14 protein-coding genes are annotated in these 13869 nt (G+C 41.8%); 12 read left to right on the top strand and 2 right to left on the bottom strand.

Going from position 1 to position 13869, the window contains the following annotated elements; all coding sequences use genetic code 11:
- Window positions 1-5: 5 nt before the first annotated feature.
- Window positions 6-536, bottom strand: coding sequence for a DUF2529 domain-containing protein (locus NSQ11_RS17285; RefSeq protein ID WP_160757787.1), 531 nt, complete (start codon window positions 534-536; stop codon window positions 6-8).
- 180 nt (window positions 537-716) lie between these two features.
- On the opposite strand from NSQ11_RS17285, the gene NSQ11_RS17280 reads away from it, so the two are divergent.
- The 10 genes from NSQ11_RS17280 (at window position 717) to NSQ11_RS17235 (ending at window position 11108) form a co-directional block, all read left to right on the top strand.
- The gene (locus tag NSQ11_RS17280) at window positions 717-1091 is read left to right on the top strand and encodes a response regulator (protein WP_003214681.1); all 375 of its coding nucleotides are present in this window, start codon (window positions 717-719) and stop codon (window positions 1089-1091) included.
- A 178-nt stretch (window positions 1092-1269) separates the two neighbouring features.
- Window positions 1270-2127 carry a class II fructose-bisphosphate aldolase gene (locus tag NSQ11_RS17275; protein WP_007497678.1) on the top strand — a complete coding sequence of 286 codons (858 nt, stop codon included), beginning with the start codon at window positions 1270-1272 and terminating at the stop codon, window positions 2125-2127.
- Window positions 2128-2238: 111 nt separating this feature from the next.
- A complete protein-coding gene (gene fsa, locus NSQ11_RS17270) occupies window positions 2239-2877 on the top strand; it encodes a fructose-6-phosphate aldolase (protein WP_003215343.1) in 639 nt (212 codons plus the stop codon).
- A 246-nt stretch (window positions 2878-3123) separates the two neighbouring features.
- A complete protein-coding gene (locus NSQ11_RS17265) occupies window positions 3124-4413 on the top strand; it encodes a UDP-N-acetylglucosamine 1-carboxyvinyltransferase (protein ID WP_007497673.1) in 1290 nt (429 codons plus the stop codon).
- A gap of 32 nt (window positions 4414-4445) precedes the next feature.
- Window positions 4446-5411 carry a class II fructose-bisphosphatase gene (glpX, locus tag NSQ11_RS17260; RefSeq protein WP_007497670.1) on the top strand — a complete coding sequence of 322 codons (966 nt, stop codon included), beginning with the start codon at window positions 4446-4448 and terminating at the stop codon, window positions 5409-5411.
- Window positions 5412-5775: 364 nt separating this feature from the next.
- Window positions 5776-7059 carry a transcription termination factor Rho gene (gene rho / locus NSQ11_RS17255; protein ID WP_007497667.1) on the top strand — a complete coding sequence of 428 codons (1284 nt, stop codon included), beginning with the start codon at window positions 5776-5778 and terminating at the stop codon, window positions 7057-7059.
- A gap of 130 nt (window positions 7060-7189) precedes the next feature.
- Window positions 7190-7390 carry a 50S ribosomal protein L31 gene (rpmE, locus tag NSQ11_RS17250; protein WP_003215407.1) on the top strand — a complete coding sequence of 67 codons (201 nt, stop codon included), beginning with the start codon at window positions 7190-7192 and terminating at the stop codon, window positions 7388-7390.
- 87 nt (window positions 7391-7477) lie between these two features.
- Window positions 7478-8080, top strand: coding sequence for a thymidine kinase (locus NSQ11_RS17245; protein WP_007497666.1), 603 nt, complete (start codon window positions 7478-7480; stop codon window positions 8078-8080).
- Between the two features lie 279 nt (window positions 8081-8359).
- On the top strand, window positions 8360-10060 hold the full coding sequence (malS, locus tag NSQ11_RS17240) for an oxaloacetate-decarboxylating malate dehydrogenase (RefSeq protein ID WP_017368215.1): 1701 nt from the start codon (window positions 8360-8362) through the stop codon (window positions 10058-10060).
- A gap of 91 nt (window positions 10061-10151) precedes the next feature.
- Complete coding sequence (locus NSQ11_RS17235; protein ID WP_017368214.1) at window positions 10152-11108, top strand: AEC family transporter; 957 nt, start codon at window positions 10152-10154, stop codon at window positions 11106-11108.
- A gap of 35 nt (window positions 11109-11143) precedes the next feature.
- Here the strand turns inward: NSQ11_RS17235 and racA are convergent, their stop codons facing one another.
- On the bottom strand, window positions 11144-11695 hold the full coding sequence (gene racA / locus NSQ11_RS17230) for a chromosome-anchoring protein RacA (protein WP_048001108.1): 552 nt from the start codon (window positions 11693-11695) through the stop codon (window positions 11144-11146).
- Between the two features lie 210 nt (window positions 11696-11905).
- Between racA and prfA the strand changes: the two genes are divergently transcribed.
- The gene (gene prfA, locus NSQ11_RS17225; RefSeq protein WP_008343422.1) at window positions 11906-12973 is read left to right on the top strand and encodes a peptide chain release factor 1; all 1068 of its coding nucleotides are present in this window, start codon (window positions 11906-11908) and stop codon (window positions 12971-12973) included.
- Complete coding sequence (gene prmC, locus NSQ11_RS17220) at window positions 12963-13850, top strand: peptide chain release factor N(5)-glutamine methyltransferase (protein ID WP_076821263.1); 888 nt, start codon at window positions 12963-12965, stop codon at window positions 13848-13850. Before prfA ends, prmC begins: the two co-directional genes overlap by 11 nt.
- The last annotated feature ends 19 nt before the right edge of the window (window positions 13851-13869 follow it).

The following is a 13869-nucleotide window of genomic DNA, read 5'->3' as shown; positions in this document are numbered from 1 at the left end:
TTTTTTTATTCATATTCCTCAACGATTTCTTTCACAGTAAACGATAGAGCATGGTAGACATATAAGCAGGTCATCAGTGCAGGATAGCCGAACCTTGTTCCATCTTCAGCAGGCACAAGTGGTTTTTTGAGCTGAAAATCAATGTGGACATCACAATGCTCTTCAATAAATGACGTCTCCTTTTGTGCAGGACCGACCCCGACAATAGGTGTACCTTGTTTGTGCAGCTCTTTAACAAGGGATTGAATCTCTTGATCTTCTGGATCTGAATAAAATAAAAGCACCCTGTCACTTGGATGAAGTAAGCTGCGCTCCTTTTGATCCAGCGGCAGAACCTTCGCACCCGGAAACGGCTCCTTGCTCTCAGATGCCTCTAAGGCTACAGCCGCCAGTTCATTCTTGCCATGAAAATACACGGCATGTCCACTGACAACGGCCTGAGCAAGAAGGCGTGCACCGTCTTCGATCGCTTCGGCCTGCTTATCTCCAATACGTGAAAAAATACCTGATAATTGGGTAGTGAAAATTTTTAACAAGACTCATTTCCTCCTTCTGTCAGATCATTTTATAATAGAATATAAAGAGAATATTAGGAAAAATGCTCAGAAAATGTCGTAAAGTAAACTATTATAATTAAAGGAAATGTGAAAATCAAACAGAATTATTTAACAACAGCTCTTTTTATGGCGAAAAATGAAAGCAATGGGGTGTAACAGATGAATGAGAAAATTTTAATTGTCGATGATCAGTACGGTATTAGAATATTGCTGAATGAAGTGTTTCATAAAGAAGGCTATCAAACCTTTCAAGCCGCTAACGGACTACAGGCATTAGATATTGTGAAAAACCATAGACCAAACCTTGTCCTGCTTGATATGAAAATTCCCGGAATGGATGGCATTGAGATTTTAAAACGCATGAAATTAATTGATGAAGACATTCGCGTGATCATTATGACAGCTTATGGCGAACTAGATATGATTCAAGAGTCTAAAGAGCTCGGTGCATTAACGCATTTTGCTAAACCATTTGATATTGATGAAATCCGTGATGCGGTCAAAGAATACTTGCCGCTCGAAACAAATGGCTAGATGGAAATGATTGAATCAAGTCATTCTGTTGCCGATTTGTCGAATAATTGGTATTCTAGATAAGAAGAAGAAAGCGATCTGACTTTGAAAGTTTACATATGGCGAGAAATTCTGGTCATGCTAGGGTGGAGAGCTTTTTTTAGTAAGCAAATTAGCTACATAGGGAGGATTTTTCATCATGCCTTTAGTTTCAATGACAGAAATGTTGAAAGACGCAAAGGAAAAAGGTTACGCTGTTGGACAGTTTAACTTAAATAACTTAGAATTCACGCAAGCGATTTTACAAGCTGCTGAAGAAGAGAAATCTCCAGTTATCTTAGGAGTATCTGAAGGAGCAGGACGCTACATGGGCGGCTTCAAAACAGTTGTCGCAATGGTAAAAGCGTTAATCGAAGAATATAATGTAACAGTTCCTGTTGCGATTCATTTAGATCACGGTTCAAGCTTTGAATCTTGTGCAAAAGCGATTCATGCAGGATTTACTTCTGTGATGATTGATGCTTCTCACCATCCATTTGATGAGAACGTAGCGACAACTGCAAAAGTGGTTGAGCTTGCACATTTCCACGGTGTATCTGTAGAAGCTGAGCTTGGAACTGTTGGTGGACAAGAAGACGACGTCATCGCTGAGGGCGTTATTTATGCTGATCCAAAAGAGTGCCAAGAGCTTGTAGAACGTACTGGTATTGACTGCCTTGCGCCTGCACTAGGTTCAGTTCATGGTCCATACAAAGGTGAACCAAACCTTGGTTTCGCTGAAATGGAAGAAATCGGTAAAACAACTGGACTTCCACTTGTTCTTCACGGCGGAACAGGTATCCCGACTGCTGACATCAAGCGTGCGATTTCACTTGGTACAGCAAAAATCAATGTAAACACTGAAAACCAAATTGCTTCTGCGAAAGCAGTTCGCGAAACACTTGCTGCAAAAACAGAAGAGTATGATCCACGTAAATATCTTGGACCAGCTCGTGACGCAATTAAAGCGACTGTTATCGGCAAAATGCGTGAATTTGGTTCTTCTAACCAAGCATAATTTGATGAGAACCGAAAGCCGCCTGAGTCACAGGCGGTTTTCTCCATATCTTGAGAAAGCGCAATCAAATTTACATTTCAGACAATTTATTGATAGGAGAGTGGCACAGTTATGTTATTTTTCGTAGACACAGCGAATATCGCAGACATCAAAGAGGCACACGAGCTTGGCATTTTAGCAGGCGTGACAACAAACCCTAGTTTAGTAGCGAAAGAAAAGGACGTATCGTTCCACGACCGCCTTCGTGAAATCACTGACGTGGTATCAGGTTCAGTTAGTGCGGAAGTCATTTCCCTCAAAGCAGAAGAAATGATCGAAGAAGGAAAAGAGCTTGCTGCTATTGCACCAAATATTACAGTTAAAATCCCAATGACAACAGACGGTCTTAAAGCAGTCAAAGCGTTAACAGACCTTGGGATTAAAACAAACGTCACGTTGATTTTTAGTGCAAACCAGGCACTTCTTGCAGCTAGAGCTGGTGCGACGTATGTCTCTCCATTCCTCGGCCGCTTAGATGACATTGGCCAAAATGGTCTTGATCTCATTAGTGAAGTGAAAACCATTTTTGATGTTCATGGATTAGATACACAAATCATTGCTGCATCCATTCGTCACCCGCAACATGTGACAGAAGCTGCGCTTAGAGGTGCTCATATCGGCACAATGCCGCTGAAAGTCATCAAGCAGCTGACAAAACACCCATTAACGGATGCAGGCATTGAGCAATTTTTAGCAGACTGGAATAAATAAGTGATTGTGGCAGACGGATACCCATCCGTTTGCCGCAGTTTTCCTTAAATACGCTAAGAAATGTTTTGTGCAAAGAAGAGAACATCACAGCCTCGCAAAGCTTCGATTATTTTTCTTCCGACAAATTTCGTTTAACCTGTATTCTTTCTCTTGATATTGGCTAAATTTTGGACAAGACCTTTTAAAGCGCGACATCCACAAACAGTATAACTCCAACAGTGATCTTCTTTAAGAAGGGAGACAAATATGGAAAAGTTAAACATTGCCGGCGGTGACCCCTTGCGCGGGACCGTACATATTAGTGGTGCGAAAAATAGTGCTGTGGCACTGATTCCTGCCACGATTCTCGCTGATTCTCCAGTAACCATTGAAGGCCTTCCGCATATTTCAGATATTGACACATTACGAGATCTGTTAGAAGAGATTGGCGGAAAGGTCACGTTTGAAAAAGGTGAGATGGTTGTCAATCCTGCCTCCATGATCAGTATGCCGCTTCCTAATGGGAAAGTGAAGAAACTACGAGCATCCTATTATTTAATGGGCGCCATGCTCGGTAGATTCAAGCAGGCTGTCATTGGATTACCAGGGGGATGTCACTTAGGACCTAGACCGATCGATCAGCATATCAAAGGCTTTGAAGCACTTGGAGCCGAGGTGACAAACGAACAGGGTGCGATTTATTTGCGCGCTGAAAAATTAGTCGGAGCCCGTATTTATCTTGATGTTGTCAGTGTAGGTGCGACCATCAACATCATGCTGGCAGCCGTGCTAGCTGAAGGGAAAACAGTGATTGAAAATGCCGCAAAAGAACCCGAAATTATTGATGTAGCGACACTGCTTGCAAGCATGGGAGCTAAAATCAAAGGTGCGGGGACGGATGTGATTCGGATCGAAGGTGTGGAATCTCTTCATGGCTGCAGGCATTCCATCATCCCTGACCGCATAGAAGCAGGTACATTTTTAATTGCAGGTGCAGCGATGGGGGATGAAGTTGTGCTTGATAATGTGATCCCAACTCATTTAGAATCAATTACGGCGAAACTTAGAGAGATGGGATTCACAATTGAAACAAGCAACGATCAAATGCTGATCGTTGGCAGAAATGAAGGACTCAAGCCTGTCGATATCAAAACCCTTGTGTATCCGGGCTTTCCGACTGATCTTCAACAGCCGATGACGGCTTTGTTAACAAAAGCGAAAGGCACGAGTGTCGTGACAGATACCATTTACTCTGCCCGCTTTAAACACATTGACGAATTGCGTCGAATGGGTGCTAACATGAAGGTGGAAGGAAGATCTGCCATTATTACAGGTCAAACGCAGCTTCAAGGTGCAAAGGTCAAAGCAAGTGATCTGCGAGCAGGTGCTTGTCTCGTTGTTGCAGGGTTAATGGCAGACGGTGTGACCGAAATCACAGGGCTTGAACATATAGACAGAGGATATAGTATGCTTGAGGAGAAGCTTGAAGGCTTGGGTGCAACCATCTGGCGTGAAAAGCTGAATGACCAAGAAATAGAAGAACTTCAAAATTCATAAGGCTTTGACTGTGAGAGGAGATTTGGACAAAAATGGAAAGAAGTTTATCGATGGAACTAGTACGGGTGACAGAAGCAGCTGCATTAAAATCTGCTCGTTGGATGGGTAGAGGTTTAAAAGACGAAGCGGATGATGCTGCAACAAGTGCCATGCGTGATGTATTTGATACGATTCCGATGAAGGGAACTGTGGTCATCGGCGAGGGAGAAATGGACGAAGCACCAATGCTTTATATTGGGGAAAAGCTTGGAAACGGATATGGACCTCGCGTGGATGTCGCTGTTGATCCATTGGAAGGAACAAATATTGTGGCAAGCGGCGGCTGGAATGCTTTAGCTGTTATTGCTGTTGCAGATCATGGCAACTTGCTGAATGCACCTGATATGTACATGGATAAGATCGCAGTAGGTCCAGAAGCGGTAGGCTGCATCGACATTGAAGCGCCTGTCATTGACAATCTTCGTGCTGTTGCAAAAGCGAAAAACAAAGATATTGAAGATGTTGTTGCGACAATTTTAAACAGAGAGCGACATGAAAAGATCATTGCTGAGCTGAGAGAAGCTGGAGCAAGAATCAAGCTGATCGATGATGGTGACGTTGCAGGAGCCATTAATACAGCATTTGATCACACAGGTGTTGATATTCTATTTGGTTCAGGTGGAGCGCCTGAAGGTGTCCTTTCTGCTGTTGCGCTTAAAGCACTTGGTGGAGAAATCCACGGTAAGCTTCTTCCACAAAGTGAAGAAGAGCTGAGACGCTGTGAGAAAATGGGACTGGATGTTGGAAAAGTCCTCAGAATGGAAGACCTCGTGAAAGGCGATGACGCCATTTTTGCAGCGACAGGTGTAACAGATGGCGAGTTATTAAAAGGTGTTCAATTTAAAGGCTCTGTTGGAACAACACATAGTGTTGTCATGCGTGCGAAATCAGGTACTGTTCGATTCGTCGATGGCAGACACAGTTTAAAGAAAAAACCGAATCTTGTCATTCGTCCGTAATCTGAAAGCGGGTATTCTTTACCCGCTTTTCATATAGGTGTCAAATATATATCATTTTCTTTTTAAAGTTGAATATTCCCTGCAAATGAGGTAAAACTAAAGAGTGCTGCGAAATTTTCTGCGAATTTACTTCTTTTAAGCTTCAACAAGTTTAAATACTGCCGCATCATGACGATATACTCATTATCCTTCTCTATGTTGACAAAGCTCAATTTCACATTGTTCCTATCTTTACGATAAAACGAGTGGGAGCGTTACCATGAGAGCGAGGTCATTCCAACAAAAACGGAATTAAAAGCTAATCAAATACAATAGTCATGCATTCGTAATGAAATACATTGACTAGAAAAGTGTGGTGTCCATATTGAAAGATGTTTCGATTTCATCTTTGGAAAATATGAAATTAAAAGAGCTGTATGAGTTAGCAAAAAAGTACAAAATCTCTTATTACAGCAAACTAACAAAAAAAGAATTAATTTTTGCCATCTTAAAGGCGAATGCTGAGCAAGAGGATCTCTTATTTATGGAAGGGGTTCTAGAAATTATTCAGTCAGAGGGATTTGGTTTCTTAAGACCAATTAACTACTCCCCAAGTTCTGAAGACATTTATATTTCAGCTTCACAAATCAGACGCTTTGATTTAAGAAATGGTGATAAGGTGTCTGGAAAGGTACGACCTCCAAAAGAGAATGAACGCTACTATGGCCTCCTTCATGTCGAAGCGGTAAATGGGGACGACCCAGAATCAGCTAAGGAACGTGTTCACTTTCCTGCACTCACGCCGCTATTCCCTGATCGTCAAATGATTCTTGAAACACAGCCTAATCACCTGTCTACTAGAATTATGGATATGATGGCACCAGTTGGGTTTGGACAGCGTGGTTTAATTGTTGCACCGCCTAAGGCTGGGAAAACCATTTTGCTCAAAGAAATTGCCAACAGTATCTCTGAAAATCATCCAGAGGCAGAACTGATTGTTCTTCTTATTGACGAACGTCCAGAGGAAGTAACAGATATCGAACGTTCTGTTGCAGGGGATGTCGTTAGCTCAACCTTTGACGAAGTACCGGAAAACCACATTAAAGTAGCAGAGCTTGTATTAGAGCGTGCGATGCGTCTAGTTGAACATAAAAAAGATGTCATCATCTTAATGGACAGCATCACAAGGCTTGCTCGTGCATACAACCTTGTCATCCCGCCAAGCGGCCGAACGCTTTCCGGTGGTATTGATCCAGCGGCTTTCCACCGTCCAAAACGCTTCTTTGGTGCTGCGCGTAACATCGAAGAAGGTGGAAGCTTGACCATTTTAGCTACTGCACTTGTTGATACGGGATCACGTATGGACGATGTGATTTATGAAGAGTTTAAAGGAACAGGAAACATGGAGCTCCATTTAGATCGTTCTCTTGCAGAAAGAAGAATTTTCCCAGCCATCGACATTCGTCGTTCCGGTACAAGAAAAGAAGAACTGCTTGTGCCTAAAGAGCATCTTGATCGTCTATGGGCGATGAGAAAATCAATGTCAGATACACCTGATTTCGCTGAGAAATTCATGCGCAAAATGAGAAAAACAAAGACAAACCAAGAATTTTTCGATATTTTAACGCAAGAGTGGAAACAAGCAAATATGTCTGCATCAAGAAGATAGCTTCCTGAAAAAATACATTTGCAATCATAGACTTACACTGTTATAATTTTATCATGTGCGTTTCAGAATTTATTCTGAGATATTAACTCTGTTTCCGAATTGGATTCAGGGCGGAAGGAGATGACAGTAGATGAAAACAGGAATTCATCCTAACTACAAAAAAGCTACAGTCAAATGCGCTTGTGGAAATGAGTTTGAAACTGGATCAGTAAAAGAAGAGGTACGCATCGAGATTTGCTCTGAGTGCCATCCTTTCTATACAGGCCGTCAAAAATTCGCTTCTGCTGATGGACGTGTTGACCGCTTTAACAAAAAATACGGTCTTAAGTAATAATAGATACAATAAACAGGCAGGAATCCGTTCTTGCCTGTTTTTTTACGTGGATTGATGGAACTTTAAAACGGGGGAGAAGACCTTATGTATGTGATGAAACAAAGCGGTTGGCTTGAAGTCATCTGCGGAAGTATGTTTTCTGGAAAGTCGGAAGAATTGATTCGGAGAGCCAAAAGAGCCACCTTTGCCAAACAAGAAGTAAAAATATTCAAACCAGCGATTGATAACCGGTATAGCACAAGCTCAGTTGTGTCACATAACGGTTCATCCGTCGATGGGATTGCAGTAACCTCACCAAAAGACATAATAACGCACATATCAGAACGAACCGATGTCATTGGCATTGATGAGGTGCAATTTTTTGATGAGACAATCATTGATATTGTCACTCAATTGGCTGATAAAGGCTACCGAGTCATTGTTGCAGGCCTTGATCAAGACTTCAGAGGAGAGCCATTTGGTGTTGTTCCGCATTTAATGGCATGTGCAGAGCTTGTAACAAAACTTCAAGCAGTTTGTTCGGTATGCGGCTCCCCAGCGAGTAGAACACAACGCTTGATCGACGGTAAACCCGCATCCTATGATGATCCCATTATTTTAGTAGGTGCGCAGGAATCATACGAAGCACGATGCAGACATCACCATGAAGTACCAAAACTAGATGTTGGTACAACACTTGACAATTAAAAAAATAGCAAATGCCGCTGTGTTTCGTTTTTCGAGATTTTGGCTGAACACCCATCATTTGTACTTAAATAAATTAAATAACGCTACGAAAAAATTATCTAATTTTCAACGCTTGCGTTTTGGTATAAGCAGGCATAAAATGACTAACTGTAGTGTAAAGCATTTAAACGAAAAGTTCGATTTCTTGTCATAATTTTTTTGATTAAGGATTTTTCTCCTTGATCGTTCTTTGTATTAATAGTTCACTTTATTTATATTTTAGAAAGAGGGTAGTTTTTGATGAACAACGTGAAGAAAACAAAAGAAGGGTACCTCGAAACCACTTTGACAGGTAAAGATGTATTATCGATTCCAACGTTGAACAAAGGCGTTGCTTTCTCTGAAGAAGAAAGACAAGAGCTTGGACTAGAAGGATTACTTCCTCCAACTGTTCTGACTTTAGAACAGCAAGCAGAGAGAGCATACAAGCAATTTCTAGCTCAGCCAGATCGTCTTCGTCAAAACGTATACTTAAGTGATTTGCAAAACCGTAACGAAGTATTATTCTATAAGCTTCTAACGGACAAGCTTCGTGAAATGCTTCCTGTTGTTTACACACCAACTGTTGGTGAAGCGATTCAAGAATACAGCCATGAATACAGAAGACCTCATGGTGTCTACCTTTCAATCGACAACATTGACGGTATTGAGAAAGCATTTGAAAACTTACATGCAACAGCAGGCGACATCGACCTCATCGTAGCAACTGACTCTGAGAGTATTCTTGGAATTGGTGACTGGGGTGTTGGTGGTATCAACATCGCAATTGGTAAATTAGCTGTTTACACGGCTGCAGCAGGAATTGATCCAAGCCGCGTGATTCCAGTTGTATTAGATGTTGGAACTAACAATGAAAAATTATTAAATGATCCATTGTATATTGGGAACCATCACAAACGTGTACAAGGTGAAAAATACGAAGAATTCATTGATGCGTATGTAAAAGCAGCACTTAAATTCTTCCCGAAAGCATTGCTTCACTGGGAAGACCTTGGAAACAAAAATGCGCGTAACATCATGAAAAAATACAACGACAACATCTTAACATTTAATGATGATATCCAAGGTACTGGTGCCATTACTTTAGCGGGTGTTCTTGCAGCTGTCAAGAAAACTGGTACTCAATTGAAAGATCACCGTGTGATGATTTTCGGAGCTGGATCAGCTGGAATCGGAATCGCCGATCAAATGCGTGACACAATGGTTCTTGAAGGTCTAAGTGAAGAAGAAGCAAACAATGCATTCTGGACGTTAGACTACAGAGGGTTACTAACAGATCAGTTTGAAGATGAAGTGCTTGATTTCCAAAAACCATACCTTCGTTCTTCTGATGAAGTAGAAGGCTGGGCTCGTGATGAAAAAGGACAAATCTCATTTGCTGAAGCAGTTCGCAAGGTGAAGCCAACCATTCTTATTGGTACATCAGGTCAAGGCGGCGCATTCACTGAAGAAATTATTAAAGAAATCGCAGCTCATACAGAGCGTCCAGTGATCATGCCGATGTCTAACCCAACACCACTTGCTGAAGCAGTACCGGAAGATCTATTCAAATGGACAGACGGTCGTGCGCTTGTTGCAACTGGAAGCCCATTCGAAAATGTCGAGTATAACGGAATTGAACATGAAATCGGACAATCAAACAATGCGTTCGTTTTCCCTGGACTTGGTCTTGGTTCAATCGTAACGGAATCAAAAATCATCACAAAAGGCATGTTCGTTGCTTCAGCGGATGCGATTGCTGAAATGGTTGATCATGATAAACCAGGTGCTGGTCTACTTCCAAGCATTGATAAGTTACAAGAAGTTTCTATCAAAGTAGCTATTGAAGTGGCAAAAGCAGCAATTAAAGATGGTGTCGCAAGAAAAACACCTGAAAACATTGAACAAGCTGTGAAAGATGCTATGTGGATTCCTGAATATAAAAAAATTGTAAGAGCATAATAAAATGTGTAACGCGGCATTGTTTCGGGTAATGTAAGCAATGCCGCTATAAAATAAGAAACATGTAAAGGATTCAAGGAGGAATAGTAAGATGGACTTTTTAAATATTTTGATCCTCCTAGCACCGATTTTTTTCGTTATCGCGCTGGGTTGGTTCGCAGGGAACTTCGGCAGCTATGACGCTAAATCTGCAAAAGGTGTAAGTACACTTGTTACAAAGTATGCTTTGCCAGCGCACTTTATCGCCAGCATTCTGTCAACACCAAAAGATAAATTCTATAGTCAAATTCCATTTTTCGTTGCATTGATTTTCGGAATCGTAGGCTTTTATATCATTATCCTTTTAGTTACGAAATTTGCTTTTAAATATGATTTAACAGATTCATCTGTTTTCTCATTAAACTCAGCACAACCGACCTTTGCATTTATGGGGATTCCGGTCTTGGGCAGTTTATTTGGGGCTCAAGAAGTTGCAATTCCGATTGCTATTACCGGAATAGTTGTAAATGCATTGCTTGATCCAATTGCTATTATTGTGTCAACTGTCGGTGAAAAAACAAAAGGAAAAGCCAAAGACGGCGAAAGTTTCCTAAAAATGACGACGAAAGCGATTTTGCACGGTTTATCAGAGCCGCTTGCGCTTGCACCGTTAGCAAGTATCATTCTTGTTCTTTTAGGATTTAAACTTCCTGAAATCGGACATGAAATGCTAGAGGAAATTGGAAGTGTGACATCAGGGGTTGCGCTCTTTGCAGTCGGTGTCACAGTCGGTATCCGCAAAATTAAACTGAGCTTACCAGCTTTCAGTATCGCATTGCTCAAAGTAGCTGTACAACCGTTACTTATGTATTTTATCGCCATTCTTATGGGACTTTCGGCTGATGAAATTACAAAAGCTGTATTGCTTGTTGCCTTCCCAGGTTCAGCTGTTGCGGCTATGATCGCCACTCGATTTGAGAAACAGGAAGCAGAAACAGCATCCGCATTTGTGATCAGTGCGATCATGTCACTCATTACATTACCGATCATTATTGCACTTACCGTATAATATAGTAGAAAGGCTGCCTCGTTAGGCAGCCTTTCTTAGCGAAATGAATGAAACAGAGGGAAGAGTGCACGCTTTTTTTTCATTTCGGGGTGTGCCTTTTCCTTTTCTTCTTCTTTTGATGGTTTTGGTTTTGTCAATGTGGCTGTGAGGCGTTCTAATTTTGCAGTTAATTCTTCAATTTCTCTTCTGTGCTGGAGGAGCTGGTAGGAAACGCCTTCATCTGCTTTCTTAGCGAGTTTCCGTTCCATTTCTTGAAAACGCGCTTCAATATGACTGACGTGTGATTGCTCTTGAAGGAGCTGTTTCATTTGTTTTTCTAAGGCTTCTATCCGTTTTGATGAGTCAGAAGTTTCTACAGTAGGTGATAATTGCTGGGCGGTTTCTTCATGGATCGGCAGTCTAATGTCATGGAGAATCACACCTTCGTTCATTTGGTGTTGGACCTCTTTGAGCAGCTGGACAATGTCATCATGAAATTCATAATGTCCTAGTTCATTCCGGGCGACAGGGATGTTGAGCTGTTTGACCCAGCGCTGAATGGTTTTTGAAGATACACCAATTTCCTTTGCAACCTCATTTGTATTCAAACCAAATGCCCTCCCTTTTTTCAATTACAAGTACCATTCTCTTTCGTGAGCATCCGTTCCTTCACGTTAGACAAAACAAGTAACCAATCGCCAAAGATCGTGTTTTCTAGTGAAAAATTGCAGAAAATCAATTGTTTTGGAAATTTTTTTGACTGTCATACCCCGCTATACTATAATTAGACTGTTACGCACAAAACAGAGGTGAAGACCATGTTAGACCGTTTAAAATCAATTGAAGAACGCTATGAAAAGCTAAATGAATATTTAAGTGACCCTGAAGTGGTGAACGACCCTAAGAAGCTTCGTGAATATTCGAAGGAACAATCTGATATTCAAGAAACTGTTGAGGTATATAGACAATATCGTGCGGCATATGATCAGCTAAGTGATGCGAAAGCCATGCTGGAAGATAAGCTCGATGCCGATATGCGCGACATGGTCAAAGAAGAAATTTCAGAGCTCACAGAGGAAACAGAACGTTTAGAAGACGAGCTGAAAATCTTACTCATCCCGAAAGATCCGAATGACGATAAGAACGTTATTGTGGAGGTTCGTGGTGCAGCGGGCGGAGAAGAGGCTGCGCTGTTTGCAGGAAACCTGTACCGTATGTACAGCCGTTATGCTGAAATGCAAGGATGGAAAACGGAAGTCATGGAAGCGAGTGTCACTGGAACTGGCGGTTATAAGGAGATCATCTTTATGATTAGCGGTAAAGGTGCATATTCTAAACTAAAGTTTGAAAACGGTGCACACCGCGTGCAGCGTGTTCCTGAAACTGAGTCAGGCGGCCGTATTCATACATCAACAGCGACAGTTGCTGTATTACCAGAGGCTGAGGAAGTTGAAATTGATATCCACGAAAAAGATATTCGTGTGGATACATTCGCATCAAGCGGACCAGGGGGACAAAGTGTTAATACCACAATGTCTGCTGTTCGTTTGACTCACCTTCCAACAGGTGTAGTGGTTTCCTGTCAGGATGAGAAATCACAAATCAAAAACAAAGAAAAAGCGATGAAAGTTTTGCGTGCGAGAATTTATGATAAATTCCAGCGTGAAGCACAAGCTGAATATGACCAAACCCGTAAATCTGCTGTTGGAACAGGGGATCGTTCAGAACGTATCCGTACGTACAATTTCCCACAAAACCGCGTGACGGACCACCGCATTGGATTAACGATTCAAAAGCTTGATCAAATTTTAGAAGGAAAACTTGACGAGGTCATTGATGCATTAATTATGGAAGACCAAGCAAGAAAACTTCAAAATGCAAAATAAAGAGCGAACGATCTTTGAAGCCCTTAAATGGGCTTCTTCTTTGTTAACGGAAGCGGGCAGAGACCAAAACGCAGCAGAGTTAATGTTGATGCATGTGCTTGGATGGAGCAGAAGTGAACTTCTTGCCCGTTTTCATGATCCACTGCCAGAGGAGCAAGATTCACAATTCAGCGAGTTCGTCGCGCAGCACAAGCGTGGAGTGCCTGTGCAGCATTTAACGGGTGTTGAATTTTTTTATGGGCGTCCTTTTGAGGTAAACAAACACGTTCTGATTCCTCGTCCTGAAACGGAGGAAGTGGTGCTGGCGGCATTGAACATGATGAATCGTGTGTTTCCTGATGATCAGCCGCTCAAAGCGGTTGATGTAGGAACAGGTAGCGGTGCAATTGCGATTACGTTAGCTCTTGAAAAAGAATCTCTCACTGTGACAGCGACGGATATTTCACATGAAGCACTTGAAGTAGCAAAGCGAAATCAAGAAACGCTTGGTGCAGACGTTCATTTTGTCCAAGGGGATTTACTTGAACCGATTATGGCTCAAGGCATCAAAGTCGATGTGTTTATTTCCAATCCGCCTTATATTGCGGCAGAAGAAATGGATGGTTTATCAGAGGTTGTCACAAAGCATGAACCTGTCAATGCGCTGACAGATGGGCGTGATGGCCTGTGGTTTTATGAGCGTATCGCCTGTGATCTCCACAAGGTACTTCATCAGCAAGCAGTGGTTGTCCTTGAAATAGGACATACACAAGCACAAGATGTAAAAGCGCTTCTTTTGCAGGCGTTCCCTTCAGCTGATGTTCATATCATCAAGGACATCAACGGAAAGGATCGAGCGGTTTGCGCACACATTCAAAACGGAAGTCCGGCTGAATAAAGTCGGACTATTTTATTAT

Source organism: Bacillus sp. FSL W7-1582 (assembly GCF_038593325.1).
GTDB lineage: Bacteria > Bacillota > Bacilli > Bacillales > Bacillaceae > Bacillus > Bacillus altitudinis.
This window is presented reverse-complemented; position numbering and strand designations above follow the sequence as displayed.